This window comes from Vibrio lentus, assembly GCF_002875945.1.
In the GTDB taxonomy this organism is placed as follows: Bacteria; Pseudomonadota; Gammaproteobacteria; order Enterobacterales; family Vibrionaceae; genus Vibrio; species Vibrio apostichopi.
Window position 1 is genome coordinate 41,793 of record NZ_MCZK01000097.1, and the last position, 15,989, is coordinate 57,781.

General features: G+C 43.1%; 18 protein-coding genes. 9 read left to right on the forward strand and 9 right to left on the reverse strand.

All coding sequences use genetic code 11. The features are described 5' to 3' along the window. Window positions 1–57: 57 nt before the first annotated feature. Complete coding sequence (locus tag BCT49_RS06575; RefSeq protein WP_009847833.1) at window positions 58–249, forward strand: hypothetical protein; 192 nt, start codon at window positions 58–60, stop codon at window positions 247–249. 88 nt (window positions 250–337) lie between these two features. On the opposite strand, the gene ispB is transcribed toward BCT49_RS06575, so the two are convergent. Continuing rightward, entirely contained in the window at window positions 338–1,309 is a 972-nt protein-coding gene (gene ispB, locus BCT49_RS06580) for an octaprenyl diphosphate synthase (protein WP_102434616.1), read from the reverse strand. A 268-nt stretch (window positions 1,310–1,577) separates the two neighbouring features. Between ispB and rplU the strand changes: the two genes are divergently transcribed. The 6 genes from rplU to folA all read left to right on the forward strand — a co-directional run bounded on the left by rplU (window position 1,578) and on the right by folA (window position 5,835). Then, on the forward strand, window positions 1,578–1,889 hold the full coding sequence (gene rplU, locus BCT49_RS06585; RefSeq protein ID WP_004740823.1) for a 50S ribosomal protein L21: 312 nt from the start codon (window positions 1,578–1,580) through the stop codon (window positions 1,887–1,889). A 19-nt stretch (window positions 1,890–1,908) separates the two neighbouring features. Continuing rightward, the gene (rpmA, locus tag BCT49_RS06590) at window positions 1,909–2,166 is read left to right on the forward strand and encodes a 50S ribosomal protein L27 (protein WP_004735905.1); all 258 of its coding nucleotides are present in this window, start codon (window positions 1,909–1,911) and stop codon (window positions 2,164–2,166) included. A 323-nt stretch (window positions 2,167–2,489) separates the two neighbouring features. Next, entirely contained in the window at window positions 2,490–3,662 is a 1,173-nt protein-coding gene (gene cgtA / locus BCT49_RS06595) for an Obg family GTPase CgtA (protein WP_009847831.1), read from the forward strand. Window positions 3,663–3,992: 330 nt separating this feature from the next. Then, on the forward strand, window positions 3,993–4,760 hold the full coding sequence (locus BCT49_RS06600; protein ID WP_102434617.1) for a threonine/serine exporter family protein: 768 nt from the start codon (window positions 3,993–3,995) through the stop codon (window positions 4,758–4,760). Beyond that, the gene (locus tag BCT49_RS06605; protein ID WP_170213690.1) at window positions 4,760–5,233 is read left to right on the forward strand and encodes a threonine/serine exporter family protein; all 474 of its coding nucleotides are present in this window, start codon (window positions 4,760–4,762) and stop codon (window positions 5,231–5,233) included. The genes BCT49_RS06600 and BCT49_RS06605 overlap by 1 nt, the downstream gene beginning before the upstream one ends. A gap of 71 nt (window positions 5,234–5,304) precedes the next feature. Beyond that, window positions 5,305–5,835, forward strand: a complete 531-nt coding sequence (gene folA, locus BCT49_RS06610) for a type 3 dihydrofolate reductase (RefSeq protein ID WP_372051227.1) — start codon at window positions 5,305–5,307, stop codon at window positions 5,833–5,835. A gap of 45 nt (window positions 5,836–5,880) precedes the next feature. On the opposite strand, the gene BCT49_RS06615 is transcribed toward folA, so the two are convergent. The 6 genes from BCT49_RS06615 to lptD form a co-directional block, all read right to left on the reverse strand. Then, window positions 5,881–6,693, reverse strand: coding sequence for a symmetrical bis(5'-nucleosyl)-tetraphosphatase (locus tag BCT49_RS06615; protein ID WP_102434620.1), 813 nt, complete (start codon window positions 6,691–6,693; stop codon window positions 5,881–5,883). Window positions 6,694–6,724: 31 nt separating this feature from the next. Continuing rightward, the gene (apaG, locus tag BCT49_RS06620) at window positions 6,725–7,105 is read right to left on the reverse strand and encodes a Co2+/Mg2+ efflux protein ApaG (RefSeq protein WP_009847827.1); all 381 of its coding nucleotides are present in this window, start codon (window positions 7,103–7,105) and stop codon (window positions 6,725–6,727) included. 82 nt (window positions 7,106–7,187) lie between these two features. Next, window positions 7,188–8,003 (reverse strand): 16S rRNA (adenine(1518)-N(6)/adenine(1519)-N(6))-dimethyltransferase RsmA, encoded by an 816-nt coding sequence (gene rsmA / locus BCT49_RS06625; protein ID WP_009847826.1) that lies wholly within the window; start codon window positions 8,001–8,003, stop codon window positions 7,188–7,190. Beyond that, entirely contained in the window at window positions 8,000–8,989 is a 990-nt protein-coding gene (pdxA, locus tag BCT49_RS06630) for a 4-hydroxythreonine-4-phosphate dehydrogenase PdxA (protein ID WP_198595830.1), read from the reverse strand. The genes rsmA and pdxA overlap by 4 nt, the downstream gene beginning before the upstream one ends. After that, window positions 8,979–10,274, reverse strand: a complete 1,296-nt coding sequence (gene surA / locus BCT49_RS06635) for a peptidylprolyl isomerase SurA (RefSeq protein ID WP_102434622.1) — start codon at window positions 10,272–10,274, stop codon at window positions 8,979–8,981. The genes pdxA and surA overlap by 11 nt, the downstream gene beginning before the upstream one ends. Before the next feature lie 43 nt (window positions 10,275–10,317). Continuing rightward, a complete protein-coding gene (gene lptD / locus BCT49_RS06640; RefSeq protein WP_102434623.1) occupies window positions 10,318–12,663 on the reverse strand; it encodes an LPS assembly protein LptD in 2,346 nt (781 codons plus the stop codon). Between the two features lie 149 nt (window positions 12,664–12,812). On the opposite strand from lptD, the gene djlA reads away from it, so the two are divergent. Then, entirely contained in the window at window positions 12,813–13,667 is an 855-nt protein-coding gene (djlA, locus tag BCT49_RS06645; protein ID WP_102434624.1) for a co-chaperone DjlA, read from the forward strand. 58 nt (window positions 13,668–13,725) lie between these two features. Next, window positions 13,726–14,271, forward strand: coding sequence for a DUF924 family protein (locus tag BCT49_RS06650; protein WP_102434625.1), 546 nt, complete (start codon window positions 13,726–13,728; stop codon window positions 14,269–14,271). Between the two features lie 117 nt (window positions 14,272–14,388). Here the strand turns inward: BCT49_RS06650 and BCT49_RS06655 are convergent, their stop codons facing one another. Next, entirely contained in the window at window positions 14,389–15,171 is a 783-nt protein-coding gene (locus BCT49_RS06655; RefSeq protein ID WP_102434626.1) for a DUF547 domain-containing protein, read from the reverse strand. Between the two features lie 206 nt (window positions 15,172–15,377). Continuing rightward, the gene (leuD, locus tag BCT49_RS06660; protein WP_065113140.1) at window positions 15,378–15,980 is read right to left on the reverse strand and encodes a 3-isopropylmalate dehydratase small subunit; all 603 of its coding nucleotides are present in this window, start codon (window positions 15,978–15,980) and stop codon (window positions 15,378–15,380) included. Between the last annotated feature and the right edge of the window lie 9 nt (window positions 15,981–15,989).

The following is a 15,989-nucleotide window of genomic DNA, read 5'->3' on the forward strand; positions in this document are numbered from 1 at the left end:
TAGTATTCAACCCACTCGTAATCTTTTTCTAACCACGAAGAATTAGGGTATCGGATTATGACTAGAGTACAAAAGGGAATGAATGTTAACTATCTAGGTCGCTTGGGTAAGATATTGGTTATCGATGAACAAGAGCAGTTCGCTTTGTTTGAGTCTTACAACAGCCATAAGCAATATGCGGTTCCGTTGGAAGAACTTGAAGAGATCGAGGCGCAATTACCTTTATCATTAGAATCGAGTCGATATTAAAACCCAGAGTAATATCTAGCAGGATCAAAAAAAGAGCCAACCGGCTCTTTTTTATTATCTAGCTGTCTACTTACTACTTAGCTTCTATTTACTTGTTACGTTTTACTGCAAGGTGAGCTAGCGTAGTTAAAGCTTGTTTGTATTCTGAATCAGGAAGAATAGACAGCTCTGCTATCGCTTTATCAGCTTCTTCATAGGCTTTATTGGTCGTGTACTCTAACGAGCCTGTCTCTTTCATGACAGACATAATGTCGTCGAGACGTTCCATACCATTGGCTTTTTCAATCGCTTCACGAATCATGCTTGCTTGGTCTGGAGAGCCATTACGCATTGCGTAAAGCAACGGTAACGTCGGTTTGCCTTCTGCTAGGTCATCACCAACATTTTTACCCATCTCTTTACCATCAGCGGTGTAGTCCATCACATCATCAATAAGCTGGAATGCGGTTCCTAGGTACTTACCGTAGTTTTGCATCGCCGTTTCGATTTCAAGTGAAGACTCTGTAAGAATCGCGCCGATTTGGGTTGCGGCTTCAAACAAGCGAGCGGTCTTTGAATAGATCACCTGCATGTAGCTTTCTTCTGTGGTGTCTGGGTTGTTACAGTTCATCAATTGTTGAACTTCACCCTCGGCAATCACGTTTACTGATTCGCTCATTAGCTCAAGGATCCTTAAAGATCCTAGTGTAGTCATCATCTGGAACGAGCGGGTGTAAATAAAATCACCAACCAAAACGCTAGCGGCATTACCAAAAGCAGCATTCGCTGTAGCCTTGCCGCGTCTCATGTCCGATTCGTCGACGACATCATCATGGAGAAGGGTTGCTGTGTGAATAAACTCGATAAAGGCGGCTGAGGTGATATGAGCTTCACCTTGGTAACCAAGTGCACGAGCTGATAAAAGAGCAAGCAAAGGGCGTAGGCGTTTGCCACCACCGCTAACGATATAAAAACCAAGCTGGTTGATTAAACTTACGTCAGAATTAAGTTGGGCTTGAATTGTTTCATTCACTTTTGCCATATCATTGGCAGTAAGCGTTTGGATAGCTTTAAAATCCATTGTTCATCCGGCTGAAGTTAGACCCTGTAAGGCTTATACGTTGTATTTAATTGTTGAATAATACACTAAAAAACGTTGATTAATACATCACTTAAAGGCATCATTGCCGCACTTTTCTTTGGCGAACATGTTTTCGCCAATATTTTAAAAATATGGCTTGTCATAGCGGCATGATTCCCGTAGAATCTGCGCCCTATTGATTAGTTTAGCGCACACCCGAGTTGTAGAATTAACAACCATAGGCTGTGCGGAAAAAGCGGAGTAAAATATGTACGCTGTTTTCCAATCTGGTGGCAAACAACACCGAGTAAGCGAAGGTCAAACACTTCGTTTAGAGAAATTAGACGTTGAAACTGGTGCAACTGTAGAATTTGATAAAGTTCTTCTTGTTGCTAACGGCGAAGAAATCGCTGTTGGTGCACCTCTTGTTGAAGGTGGCAAGGTTACTGCAGAAGTAGTACAACACGGTCGTGGCGATAAAGTAAAAATCGTTAAATTCCGTCGTCGTAAGCACTCGCGTAAGCAAGCTGGTCACCGTCAGTGGTTCACAGAAGTGAAAATCACTGGCATTAACGCTTAAGTATTAGGAGAGTTTAACAATGGCACATAAAAAAGCTGGCGGTTCTACTAATAACGGCCGCGATTCAGAAAGCAAACGTCTTGGTGTTAAGCGTTTTGGTGGTGAATCTGTTCTTGCAGGTAACATCATCGTTCGTCAACGTGGTACTAAGTTCCACGCTGGCACAAACGTTGGCATCGGTAAAGACCATACTCTTTTCGCTCTTACTGAAGGTAAAGTGAAATTTGCAGTAAAAGGTCCTAAAAACCGTAAGTTTGTAAGCATCGAAGCTGAGTAATTTAATCTTTCATTAGATTATTTATACTAGCTTTCAAGCTGAATTCAAAAGCCCTGCCGATTCGGCAGGGTTTTTTATTTATAGCGAGAATAAAAAAGTAGACGCTCTGGCTTTAGTTTTGAGAAGCAGTTTGGTGTTTGAGAAACCGTTTAGTTTCAAGAAGCCGTTTGTTTTTTAAGATACAGAAAGCAAAGAACCTCTCCTTATTTGTTCCTTGGTTGCAGATCGATCTAGATCTTAGGTGATCGATCTAAACACGGATCTGCTAGAATTTATATCACTCCTTGATGAGTGGTAACGCAACGTAAGTGCGGAGTTAAAAAATGAAATTCGTTGATGAAGCATCAGTAAAAATAGAAGCCGGTGATGGCGGTAATGGTACAGTAAGCTTTTGGCGCGAAAAATTCGTCGCTAAAGGTGGTCCTGACGGCGGTGATGGCGGTGATGGTGGTGATGTTTACATTCAAGCGGATGAAAACTTAAACACGCTAATCGATTACCGTTTTCAACGTTTTTACAATGCAGAGCGTGGCGAAAATGGCCGCGGTGGTAACTGTACTGGTAAACGTGGTAAAGATATGACCATGAAAGTACCTGTAGGTACTCGCGCTGTTGATATCCACACTAATGAAATCGTTGCTGAAGTTGCTGAACATGGCAAAAAAGTAATGGTTGGTAAAGGTGGTTGGCACGGTCTTGGTAACACGCGTTTTAAGTCGTCGGTTAACCGTGCTCCTCGTCAAAAGACAATGGGTACTAAAGGTGAAGTTCGCGAACTGCGTTTAGAACTTCTTCTGTTAGCGGATGTTGGTATGCTTGGCTTGCCAAACGCTGGTAAATCGACTTTTATTCGCTCAGTTTCTGCTGCGAAACCGAAAGTGGCTGATTACCCGTTTACCACGCTAATCCCTAGCTTAGGTGTTGTTAGTGTTGTCCCTGAAAAGAGCTTCGTTGTTGCTGACATCCCTGGTCTTATCGAAGGTGCAGCTGATGGCGCTGGTCTTGGTATTCGTTTCTTGAAGCACCTTGAGCGTTGTCGTGTTCTTCTGCACATGATCGATATTTTGCCGATTGATGGTTCTGATCCAATTCAGAACGCACTGACGATCATTGACGAGCTTGAGCAATACAGCGAAAAAGTGGCACAGAAACCTCGCTGGTTAGTATTCAACAAAGTTGATCTAATGCCTGAAGAAGAAGCGGACGAAAAGATTCAAGAAATCGTCGAAGCTTTAGGTTGGGAAGGCGAGTACTTCAAGATCTCTGCTGTGAACAAGATCGGTACCAAAGATCTTTGCTTTAAACTGGGTGAGTTTATGGAGAACCTACCTCGTGAAGTTGAAGCAATTGAAGAAGAAGAAAAAGTTAACTTTATGTGGGATGACTACCATAAAGATGCGATGGCCGGTAAGAATGTCGTTACTGAAGATGACGACGATTGGGATGACTGGGATGACGAAGAAGATGACGGTCATGTTATCTATGTTCGTGACTAATCCTCACCGTTTCCTATAAATACTTTGGTCGCTTCTTCTGAAGCACACTGATAGTTTTACTAAACCGCAATGAAAATTGCGGTTTTTTTGTATCTAAATCATTATGTCTTATCAAATTTTAATGCAGAATTTATTTCTAGATAATTAATATCAATCGTAGTAAATAACTGGTCACCCTAGCTGGTTAAAACGCTCGATAACTGCGTTAGAGATTTTGATTGTAGAATAACTACTTATCGAAAATCTCTGCCTTGTTCTCAAGCTTTTTTTCTGCGCTATTTCTGATCACTTACTTACTGTGACTGGTATAACGCCTATGGGAAGGAAATCATGGCATCAGAACAAAGAGCGATCTCAAGGTTAGTCGCTCAGTCAGGACAAATGTTATTGGCACACGGCGCCGAGAGCACACTGGTCGGTGACATTATGCGCCGCATTGGTATTGCTTGTGGGGTGAATGAGGTTGAAGTTGCACTGTCAGCCAATGCGTTGGTTGTGACAACAGTAATGGATGATCATTGCATAACGACGACTCGAAGCTGTGCTGATCGTGGCATTAATATGCGGGTGATAACAGAGATTCAACGCGTGTGTATCATGATGGAGAAAGGGATTCTTGATTATGATTTAGCTTACAAGAAGATCCAAGGGATCAGTCCAGAACGTTATAATCGTTGGTTGGTTGTCGTGATGATTGGATTATCGTGCGCCTCTTTTAGTCACCTTGCTGGCGGTGATTGGCAGGTCTTCATGATGACTTTTATCGCATCAGCTTGCGGCATGATCGTCAGACAAGAGATAGGCCATCGTCATTTTAACCCCTTATTAAACTTTGCTATCACTGCGTTTGTTACGACAACTATTTCAGCGCAAGCGGTTCTTTATAACATCGGTGGTCAACCCACTATCGTGATGGCTTCTTCTGTGCTGATGCTTGTACCCGGTTTCCCTTTAATTAACTCTGTTGCGGATATGCTTAAAGGTCATATTAATATGGGTCTCGCACGCTTCACCATGGCCAGTTTATTAACGTTGGCAACAAGCTTAGGTATTGTTGCAGCGATGAGTCTTTCGAATGTGTGGGGGTGGGCAAGCTAATGACTATCTTTGAATTATTGGTAGGCCTTCTGAACGATATGTTTTTTGCAGCCATACCTGCCGTCGGATTTGCATTGGTCTTTAACGTACCACAACGTGCGTTGATCTATTGTGCTCTAGGAGGATCAATCGGCCACGGTAGCCGTTACTTAATGATGCATTTCGGGATACCCATTGAGTGGGCGACCTTCTTCGCGGCTACCATTGTCGGGATGATTGGGGTTCATTGGTCACACAAACTGTTGGCGCACCCAAAGGTATTTACCGTCGCCGCTTTGATTCCTATGGTTCCAGGAGTCTTCGCGTTCAAAGCGATGATCGCTATGGTAGAAATCAACAGAGCAGGGTATAACCCAGAATTGCTCGCCATGTTGATGGAGAACTTCTTAAAGTCGATGTTCATTATCGCGGGGCTAGCGGTTGGCTTGGCGGTGCCAGGGCTGCTCTTTTATAGAAGAAGACCGATAGTATAATCGCATAATGATTTACCCTATGAGGGAAATCGGTATAATCTGTGTCTCAGAAATTACAGAGGTATAGAGTTGTGAAAATTAGCTTAATTGCAGCTATGGCTCATGGTGGGAAAATTGACAAGGAAAATGGTTTTTATTTACCTGAAGCTGGTGACCGGATTATTGGTAAAGAGAATGCCATGCCATGGCACTTACCTGCTGATTTTGCTTGGTTTAAAAAACACACTCTAGGAAAACCAGTAATTATGGGGCGCAGAACTTATGACTCTATAGGTCGTCCTCTTCCTGGAAGACAGAATATAGTTATCAGTCGTGATCCTGAGTTATCCATCGACGGGGTAACAACAGTTACATCTACAGAGGAAGCTCTGAAAGCTGTTGGAGACGTTGAAGAGGTAATGGTTATAGGTGGCGGTTCTATATATGAATCTTACCTTCCTATAGCAAATAAACTATATCTAACATTTATTGAAGCTGAAATTGAAGGTGACACTCGCTTTCCTAGCTGGGGAAGTGAAGGTTGGACTTGTGAGTATGATGAATATTACACTCATGATGCTAAGAACCGATTTGATATGCATTTTGTTATATTAGAGCGATAATTTATAGTCGGGCTTACTTTATTGAAATATAAAGTAAGCCCTATATTAAACTATAGTTAGAGCTTCTTGAGTGAAAAACTTTTTATCTTCCCAGCGAAGTATCGTCAATTCTCCTCCCCAAACACATCCAGTATCTAAGCCAATCACATCTTTTCCTGAATAGCCTTCTAAGGCTGCCCAGTGCCCAAAGAGCACGGTTTTATCAAGCGTAATACGTTGTGAAAGGTCAAACCAGGGTATCAAAGGTTCATCCGTAATTTCATTGGGCGGAAGTTTACACGCCATGTCGAGTCGGCCATCTGGAGAGCAAAAGCGCATTCGAGTGAAACTATTGATCGCATAGCGATAGCGCTCTATGCCTTGCAACTCTTTGTTCCAGAGATCTGGCGTGTTGCTGTACATGTTCTTGATAAGCCATTGCCAACGGTCCGATTTAAGTAACGACGTTATCTCTCGATTCTCTGTGCGTGCTTGTTCTAAGTCCCATTGAGGTGAGATGCCCGCATGTGTCATGACAAACTCTGGGTGTTCTTGCATCAAGGGTTGTTGCCTTAACCATTCCAGCAATTGGTCACGGTCTTCAGCGTCAAGAATTGGTTGAGTCTTATCTTTTGGTTTGGCTGAAAAGAGGCCTAAGGACACCGCAAGTAGATGTAAATCATGGTTACCCAATACCACCTTCGCTGAACTGCCAAGGTTACGAACAAAACGTAACGTCTCTAAGGATTTAGGGCCACGAGCAACTAAGTCTCCGGCGACCCATAACGTATCTTGTTGTTTCTCAAAGTTGATGGTTTCAAGCAGTAACTGAAGTTCGTCAAAGCATCCTTGGATGTCTCCGACAATATAATTCGACACAGCATTTTCCTGTAAGTAGTAGAGATGTGTACTAGTTAAGAATATTGGGGATAGCCAGCCTAAATGGGTCTACTTCTGTTATGAAATCAATGCCTTTATGATCGGTCATTACATAGTGCCCTTGCATGACTCCCACCGGGGTTTCGATGACGGTACCACTGGTGTATGTGTATTCGTCATTGGCTTCAATCACCGGCTGTTGTCCAACCACGCCATCACCTTCTATGGTGAGTTGTTTACCGTTAGAGTCGGTAATCAACCAGCGGCGAGACATAAGTTGCACCGTTGTTTTACTTAGGTTTTTGATGGTAATGATGTAAGCGAAAACGTAGCGATTTTTAGATGGCTCAGATTGTTCTTCAATATATTTAGAATGAACCTGGCATTTGATACAAGGCGTAGATATATCCATATTCGCACCTTTTGTTGTTGGTATGCTTTAAGTATTACATAAAAAAATAGGCTCCTCACCGAAGTGTAGGAGCCTTTTACGATTATTTGTCAGCGTTGTGACTGTCGTGCAACCAGTTCGCCATATCGACAAACTGTTCGAGCGTCAGGTTTTCAGGGCGCATGCCAGGGTTTACACCTAGCTCTTCAAGCACTTCCTTGTCGATTAGGCTCTTGTAGCAGTTACGTACTGTTTTGCGACGCTGGTTAAAGCCTTCGCGACATACGCGATCTAACCACTTAAGATCTTTTGCTGGGTAAGGCAGTACTTCATAAGGCTGAAGGCGAACGACTGCTGAGTCTACTTTCGGTGGCGGAACAAATGCTGTTGGTGGTACTTCTAGTACTGGTGTCACTTTGCAGTAGTATTGAGCCATTACTGTTAGACGACCATAAGCTTTAGTGCCTGGGCCAGCTGCTAATCGGTTAACGACTTCTTTTTGAAGCATAAAGTGCATGTCTTGCACATCTTTATGGAACTCAAAAAGATGGAACATCAATGGTGTAGAGATGTTGTATGGCAAGTTACCGAAGATTCGTAGCTTGTTGTTTGGCTTAACAAGTTGTTCGAAATCGAACTTCATTGCATCGCCTTCATAGATCGTTAACTTTTCAGCAAGATCAGGGTGATTACGCAGACGTTCAGCAAGATCTCTATCCAGTTCAATCACTGTGAACTTGTCGACAAGTTTGCCTACAGGCTCAGTAATCGCACCAAGACCAGGACCGATTTCTACTAAGTTCTGGCCTGGAAGTGGGTTAATACTCGATACGATTCCATCAATAATGTATGGATCGTTAAGGAAGTTTTGACCAAAACGTTTACGCGCTTTGTGCCCTAAGTGGACATCATTTCTCATTGCTTTTTCTCTACTAATTCAATGGCGTGCGTGAGCGCTGTTCTAAAGCTCCCTGTATCGGCTTGGCCTTTCCCTGCCAAGTCTAAGGCGGTACCGTGATCGACTGATGTGCGAATAAACGGTAAGCCAAGCGTGATGTTCACTGAGCGACCAAACCCTTTGTATTTCAATACTGGGAGTACTTGGTCGTGATACATACCTAAAACAGCATCTGCATCTTGCAAATATTTTTCATTAAAGATGGTGTCTGCTGGCAATGGGCCAACTAAATTAATACCATCTTTCTGGCGAATTTTTTCTAGCGTAGGGGTGATAGTTTCTATCTCTTCACGACCCAAACAACCATCTTCACCCGCATGTGGGTTCAATCCACACACGTAAATAGTTGGTTTCTCTATAGCAAACTTTTCGACCAAATCTTTATGCAGAATAGCAATGATTTGCTCTAATCTATCTTCGGTCACTGCTTGAGATACATAAGCTAGCGGGATGTGCGTTGTTACGAGAGCAACACGCAGCCCTTCTGTTGCCAACATCATCACGACAAGTGGAGTATTGGACTTCTCTGCAAAGAACTCGGTATGGCCACTAAAAGCAACGCCAGCTCGGTTAATTACACCCTTGTGAACAGGGCCGGTGACAATAGCATCAAATTCATCATTCATACAGCCAATTGCTGCGGTTTCTAATGTATTTAATACGTAGTGGCCGTTCGCTTCATTAAGTTGACCCGCAACGGCGACTTCAGCGAGTGGAACATGTTTCACAACCAGTGTTCCAGAGCGTTGAGGTTGCTTAGGCGCGGTTGAGTCGTAGTCTAACAGCTCAACCTCGATCCCTAACATTTTAGCTCGCTCTGCTAGTAGGGTTTTGTCCGCACAAACGACGAGCTGATGTGGCCAGCTTTCTTGGGATAAGGCGAGAGTTAAATCTGGCCCAATTCCCGCCGGTTCACCTGCTGTAATGACAAGGCGTTTAGTTGTCATCTTGGTCATCCTCAACCATTTCAACAAAAGCACTCGCTCTTACTTCTTGCAGCCAAGCGCCAGCTTCTTCGTTGAACTTACGGTTAAATAGAATTTGGTATGCTTTGTTTTTCAAAGCTGAGTCTGTACGGTCTACTTCTCTGCGATCAAGCACTTCAACAATATGCCAGCCATGAACCGTTTTGAATGGTGCACTGATTTTACCTTCAGGTAGTGTTTCCACTTGGTGCTTGAATTCCGGCACGTATAAGTCAGGAGTTTGATAACCTAGTTCACCATCTTGAACGGCTGAGCCTGGGTCTTGGCTGTATTGCTGCGCAAGTTCACCAAAGCTCGCTTCACCCGCGTTTACGCGACGCGTGATTTCTTCAAGTTGCTCTTTGGCACCGTCATCACTTAAGATAACCGTTGGTTTAATCAAAATATGGCGTGCATTCACCTCGGTAACGGCAACGGTTTCCAAACCTTTTACGTCTTCAATTTTTAAAATATGGAAGCCAACACCGCTTCGGAATGGACCGATGATGCTGCCTTTATTTTGCATTTTGATCTGGTCTGCAAAAATCGTAGGCATCTCTTCTTTACGCATCCAACCCCAATCACCACCTTGTAGTGCTTTAGGGCCTTTAGAGTAAGTATAAGCCATGGTGCTGAAGTCTTTGCCGTTGTTTAGCTCTTCCACTAAATCTGTCGCTTGTGCTTCTAATTCTTCTTTGGTTTGGTCATCATTAAATCGAAGTTGAATGTGGCCAATTTTGTATTGAACAGTCGCATTGGTTTCTTGCGCTAAGATGTCCGCTAGGTTGTCGACCTCTGCAGGAAGGATATTAATACGACGGCGAACCAAGGCATTGCGAGCTTCACTTGCTGCAATCTCTTTTCTTACTTGTTCACGAAATGCATTGTAGCTCAGGCCTTCTTCAGCAACGGAGGCTGTAAGCTGAGCGACTGTCTGTTTGTTGTCTTTCGCAATGTCTTCGATTGCTTGATCAAGTCGTGCATCATCTATACGAACACCGATACGTTCCGCTTCTTGAGTTTGAATCGTATCAATGATCAGCTTCTCTAGAACTTGCTCATTCAAGACATCTTGTGATGGTAATGTTTGACCGCTTTTCTTAGCGTTTGCGCGCAGTGTCTTCATTGAAGCATCGATGTCACTTTGTAAGATAACGCCTTCGTTAACGATCACTTTTACGCTATCGAGCTCAACCGGTGCTGCGTAGCTCGTTGATACAGTGCAAGCTGCTGCGATAGCAATTAATGTGTGTTTCCACAATGTCATGTGTAATCCTTTATATTTACTGATTGTTTATCAATAAAGAAAATTAGTTGTTTAAGAAGAATGGGCGGCCATAGCTCAATGAGTTGTCTGAACTACTATCCCCAACAGCACCTGAATCAGAACCTAGGTTAGTACCAAAGCCAATAATACCGAAATTCACACTAAGGTTATTTTCGTAGACCGGAGTTGCGTTCGATGTGTTGATGTAATCACCTTCCCAACTGCGCAATTGGTTGCTGTAGGTGAAACCTATATACCAACAATCTGATTTATAATTGAGTCGAGCTAACCACTCTAGTTCTTCTTCTGTTGTTAAATCATAGAAGTATTGAGCACTTGCATTCCATTTTGGTGAAATTTGGTAAGCGCCGAGTAAGCCTGCTTGAGATATACCATCTTTGGTAATTGAGCCCACATTAAAATCTACGGTATCTTCAATATACTCTTTGGTTACATATCGATAGTTGGTTTGTACGTAACCGCCAGCAAAGCGGTACTCGAGAGTACTGTTTGCCAGTTGCATCGCTGATGTATCAATATCGTATTGTACACCGCCGTGATAAAACAGGTAATCGTCGTAGTTAAAATCGACCTCAACAGCCCAAGAAGAGTAGTTGGAATTTTTATCTGCGTCATCGCTGTTTAAATTCTGTTTGGTGTCTTTATCAATATAGAAGATTTGACCAAAGGATATATTAAGTCGCTCTTTATATTCATCATCAAAGAAACGAGACGATGCACCATAGCTGACCTGATTTGCCGCAGCAATTCGATCTACGCCACTGTATTTACGGCTTCTGAATAAGCCATAGTAATCAGTCTGTAGTAGTGTTGTATCGTAAAGACCAATTTCGCTTTGATCCTCTTCGGGTACGTAAAGGTACTGTACTTGAGGCTCTAACGTTTGTGTATAGTTACCTACAATAGTGGTATCTCTCTCCAAAACGATGCCAGCGTGGCTTCTAAATTCAGGAATAACACGACTGGTAGATTCTTCTAGTCCTTCATAATCTGAGCCACTGCCTGTATCAACGCCATCAAGGTCCTGTTGGTAATAAGTACCCAGTAATCGAGCTTCTGTTGTCCAAGTACCCCAGGTGTTTCCAACCGGAATTGTAATGCCAGGTTCAACGTGTACACGCGTCGCAGATGGTTTACCAGAAGCATCGGTATCGAACATCGATATATGACTGATGAGGTCGAAATCTAGGTAATCCATGACCTCAGGAGCATAGTAGTTATACTCTAGCTGTGGCATTAAGCGGTAAGGCAGGTTGTTGCTTGTGGTAAGAACCTGAAAGTCTCGTACCAATACTGAGGCATCCCAGTTTTGTGAACGGTATGTCGCTTGTCCTTCCTGAAGAAGTTGTCCATCTTCACGGTTACCAATACCAGAACTTAAGTCGGTAAAGTAATCAATATCACTGACTTTTGAGTAGTCGACTTCAAATAACCAAGATTGTTGAAAGATACCTGAATGTTGGAGTTGAAATCCCCAGCGGTCACCTTTGTCTGAGTATTTTTGGTCGTCAGGTAAGTATTCAGAGTCAATACTACCTGAGCCGAAATCACTCAGATAACGGAATTTACTGTTGAGTTGGGTGCCGCGTTCTTGCATGTACTTGAAGGTCGTTTCCAAGTCGTAGTTTGGAGCTAAGTTCCAATAAACGGGGATTTCGGCTTCAAAACCATCGCTTGAACCGTAAGAAACGGTTGGATACAAGAAACCAGTTTTACGTGTGTCACCCACTGGTACGGTTAAGTAGGGTAAGTAAAATACTGGGACACTTTGAATTTCAAAACGTGGATTATAAAAAGTGGCTTGTTCTTCGTCCTGGTCGACGCTGATGCTCGATGCTCTTAGTCGCCAAGCGTTATCACCAATAGGACAAGAGGTAATCGAACCATCTTCTATCTCATAAACCGCCTTGCCTGTTTTCGCAATATATACCGCATTCCCTCGACCTGGTTCGCAAAGAAATTCGTAGTCGGTATTTTCTAGCGTCATTTCATCGGTAGTGAGATTATTAGTCGCCTTGTCTGAGATAGACTTAATTTGACCGTCACTAAAGTTTACGTTGCCTTCAGCTACAACGATGTTTTCTTGTTGGTGAAGCGTTACATTATCAGCAAGGATGGTCTTATTTCCTTGCGTAACTCTTACATCACCTGAATATATTGCCTTGTCACCATTGATAGCCTCTAAGCGATCTGATTCCACATGAGCGGGCAGTTGTGTCTCGTTTTCGGCAGCGGGTTCGATCAAGCATTGATCTATAGAGGGCATTTCCTGCACACTACTATCGGTGATTGTTTCAGCTTGAGTTGTCGACACGTATAATGCCGTACTTATAGACGCGGCTAACAAGGTGCGGGAAAAAGATTGCATGAAGTTGAACTATCCTGTGTCACTAGATGAAGGGTTGATCTAGTATCAATCCAATTAATAAAGCATTTTCCTTATGATAAAGGAAATATTAGCATTCAGCATCATCAGACAGCGTTACTCAGATAAAATTCATAGATAGAGAACACATAATGCAAATATTTGGCAAAATTTTGGGCGCTTTTTTTGGCTTTTTATTTGGAGGTCCGCTTGGTTTAGTTTTTGGCCTGTTTTTGGGGCATCAATTTGATAAGGCTCGACGTTTAAACCAATCGGGGTTCAATAGTTCTGGTTTTGGTCGCGGACCAAGCCAAGCTGAAAGGCAAAACGAGTTCTTTAAAGCGGCTTTTGCGGTTATGGGACATGTTGCTAAGGCCAAGGGGCAGGTAACGCCAGAAGAGATTCAGCTCGCTTCTACAATGATGGAGCGTATGAACCTGCACGGCGAGCAACGTAAAGCTGCGCAAGATGCGTTTCGTGATGGCAAAGAAAGTGACTTCCCGTTAAGCGATGTACTTGAGCGTGTGAAGATCTCATCGGGTGGCCGCTTTGATCTTCTGCAGTTCTTTTTAGAGCTACAGGTATCGGCGGCGTTTGCCGATGGCAGCTTGCACCCAAGTGAACGTCAGGTTCTTCATAAGATAGCGCAAGGGCTTGGATTCTCTTCAGAGCAACTAGAGCGTCGCTTGCAGATGCAAGAAGCGGCATTCCGATTCCAACAGCAAGGTGGAAACTTTGGTGGTCATCAAGGTCACGGGCAGTCATCAGGTTGGCAGCAAGCTTCACAACAGAACCAATTGGCGGATGCCTTTAAGGTACTGGATGTGAGTGAAAGTGCTGACGGCAAAGAAGTGAAGAAAGCTTACCGTAAACTGATGAATGAACATCACCCAGATAAATTGATGGCGAAGGGTTTACCGCCAGAGATGATGAATGTCGCCAAAGAGAAATCACAAGAAATTCAAAATGCTTATGACCTAATTAAGAAGGTCAAAGGTTTCAAGTAATCGAACATAGACTGAGTCATGATACTAAATGATTCGGTTTTTTATTAAAGGGAATTATATGACAGTAACGTATCAGGATGTTCTAGAGTTTTGGTTCGATGAACTGACGCCTAAGGATTGGTTTACTGGCGGTGAAGAGGTCGATGTTTTAATTAAGACTCGATTCTCTGAATTGCATAAAGTCGCTGTTCAAGGTGAACTTTTTGAATGGCGTCAAACAGCGGAAGGGCGTTTGGCTGAGATTATCGTTCTGGATCAGTTTTCTCGGAATATTGGCAGAAACAGTCCTGCTGCATTTTCAGCTGACCCGATGGTACTCGCTTTAGCTCAGGAAGCGGTTGCTGGTGGTTTTGACCATCAGTTGAATCAACAACAAAAAAGCTTCTTGTATATGCCTTATATGCACAGCGAATCTCTGTTGATTCATGAACAAGCGGTTCTGCTTTTTTCTCAGACGGGTCTAGAAAACAATCTGGATTTTGAGTTCAAACATAAAGTGATTATTGAACGCTTTGGTCGTTACCCTCACCGTAATGAGGTGTTGGGACGAGAATCAACTGCCGAAGAAATTGAGTTCTTGCAGCAACCGGGTTCAAGCTTTTGATGTTTTAAGTTTATCTGTGTTGTACCTGTTTTAAATTGGTCAAACGAAAAAGAGGCGAGATAGTATCTCGCCTCTTTTTTATCTGCGTATTTTTAATCGGGCATCATCAGGTGAAAACTAGTTCGCTTTGTTAAGTGACCAATCATAGTCATAGCTGATTTTGTTAGTACTCGGTACAGGCTTAGCTCGATATTGGCCTAAGTGCTGAATGAGCTGTTTCTCTGTACCAAAATCCACAGCAAACCACTCGTAAATTGATGACAATTCAAGCTTGTTGCTGTTGACTAGCACACCTTTATCACTGTTTATAAACTCGGCCGCCGCTTGTTCTAGAAGCATTTCTGTATTGTCAGCAGTAAAGGCCTGAGATTGTAAGTTCGGACAACCTAAACTCGCACAGTTCACAGCATAATGTGTGCGCGGGTCTTGCCAAATCGGTCTTAAAATTCGATGTTCAATATTATTGAGTGTCAGCGACTTCCCATTGACCGTCGCAACGTCATCTCCCCATGGCCCGAAACTAAATAGCCCACCGAGCTTGGTGATGGATTTTATTGGGTAGGCATCAAGAATCAAATCGACAGTCACGGCGTTATATAGATTAACCCAGTAGGCATACTGTTCGGCTTTTGAATAGTCGAGTGGATTTACCTGCTCTAGATTCTGGATGTACTGCTTGAGCTTTGCCTTGTCTGCAGTGCTCACGGCTTGATAACGCACTAGGGCGTGTTGGCCTTGCGTGACTAAATAGCTATCGAGGAATTGCTGCCAATCTTGATGAGACACCTGTGTTGAGTTCGATTCATTACTTTGGTTCCAGTATGGCCAAAGTTCGGATTTAGGTGCAGACCAAGCTAAGGTTGAGAAAAGTAGACTAATAATAAAGAGTAGTTGTTTCATGGCATTCTCCTGATGACTGACTACTAAGACCTTATGCTTTACGATTTTCTTTCATAGCTCTTCAGTTAAATAGCGGAACTGATCTAAAAAGGGCTAAGCTTAATAAACACATTAAGTTAAGCTAAAAGCCAGCCAAATAAAAAGGTTGGCGCTAGGCCAACCTTTTATATGAACACAAAACTGTGTGATTCTACTTCAAGACTTCTTTATTTCAGGAAACTAGGAATCTTAGCTTCAAACTCTGAAATCTTATCTGCGTGTTGAAGCGTTAGGCCGATGTTATCTAGGCCATTCAACAAACAGTGACGACGGAATTCATCAATTTCAAACGAGTATTCTTTTCCATTCGCACTAACTTTCATTGCTTCTAAATCAACGTGGATCTCAGCTCCTTCATTCGCTTCTACGAACTGGAAGATTTCATCAACTTCCTGCTCTGTAAGACGAACCGGAACCATCTGGTTGTTGATCGAGTTACCGTAGAAAATATCAGCAAAGCTTGGAGCGATCATCACTTGAATACCGTAATCGGCAAGCGCCCAAGGTGCGTGTTCACGAGATGAACCACAACCAAAGTTTTCACGAGCCAGTAAAATTGAAGCGCCTTTATAGCGTGGTGCGTTCATGACAAACTCAGGGTTTGGCTGTTGGCCTGCGTCATCTAGGAAGCGCCAGTCGTGGAACAAGTGCTTACCAAAACCGATACGGTTCACTTTCTGTAGAAACTGCTTTGGAATGATCGCATCAGTATCGATGTTGGCCGTATCTAGAGGAACGACTAATCCGGTGTGTTGTTGAAAACCTGACATGTTAAATCC

What these genes read in the sequence shown, in the direction of transcription:
- rpmA (WP_004735905.1), top strand. Translation starts at nt 1,909, where the DNA reads ATGGCACATAAAAAAGCTGGCGGTTCTACTAATAACGGCCGCGATTCA.
- BCT49_RS06605 (WP_170213690.1), top strand. Translation starts at nt 4,760, where the DNA reads ATGACTATCTTTGAATTATTGGTAGGCCTTCTGAACGATATGTTTTTT.
- BCT49_RS06600 (WP_102434617.1), top strand. Translation starts at nt 3,993, where the DNA reads ATGGCATCAGAACAAAGAGCGATCTCAAGGTTAGTCGCTCAGTCAGGA.
- rsmA (WP_009847826.1), bottom strand. Translation starts at nt 8,003, where the DNA reads ATGAGAAATGATGTCCACTTAGGGCACAAAGCGCGTAAACGTTTTGGT.
- djlA (WP_102434624.1), top strand. Translation starts at nt 12,813, where the DNA reads ATGCAAATATTTGGCAAAATTTTGGGCGCTTTTTTTGGCTTTTTATTT.
- apaG (WP_009847827.1), bottom strand. Translation starts at nt 7,105, where the DNA reads ATGGATATATCTACGCCTTGTATCAAATGCCAGGTTCATTCTAAATAT.
- surA (WP_102434622.1), bottom strand. Translation starts at nt 10,274, where the DNA reads ATGACATTGTGGAAACACACATTAATTGCTATCGCAGCAGCTTGCACT.
- lptD (WP_102434623.1), bottom strand. Translation starts at nt 12,663, where the DNA reads ATGCAATCTTTTTCCCGCACCTTGTTAGCCGCGTCTATAAGTACGGCA.
- cgtA (WP_009847831.1), top strand. Translation starts at nt 2,490, where the DNA reads ATGAAATTCGTTGATGAAGCATCAGTAAAAATAGAAGCCGGTGATGGC.
- pdxA (WP_198595830.1), bottom strand. Translation starts at nt 8,989, where the DNA reads ATGACAACTAAACGCCTTGTCATTACAGCAGGTGAACCGGCGGGAATT.
- rplU (WP_004740823.1), top strand. Translation starts at nt 1,578, where the DNA reads ATGTACGCTGTTTTCCAATCTGGTGGCAAACAACACCGAGTAAGCGAA.
- ispB (WP_102434616.1), bottom strand. Translation starts at nt 1,309, where the DNA reads ATGGATTTTAAAGCTATCCAAACGCTTACTGCCAATGATATGGCAAAA.
- BCT49_RS06650 (WP_102434625.1), top strand. Translation starts at nt 13,726, where the DNA reads ATGACAGTAACGTATCAGGATGTTCTAGAGTTTTGGTTCGATGAACTG.
- BCT49_RS06655 (WP_102434626.1), bottom strand. Translation starts at nt 15,171, where the DNA reads ATGAAACAACTACTCTTTATTATTAGTCTACTTTTCTCAACCTTAGCT.
- BCT49_RS06575 (WP_009847833.1), top strand. Translation starts at nt 58, where the DNA reads ATGACTAGAGTACAAAAGGGAATGAATGTTAACTATCTAGGTCGCTTG.
- leuD (WP_065113140.1), bottom strand. Translation starts at nt 15,980, where the DNA reads ATGTCAGGTTTTCAACAACACACCGGATTAGTCGTTCCTCTAGATACG.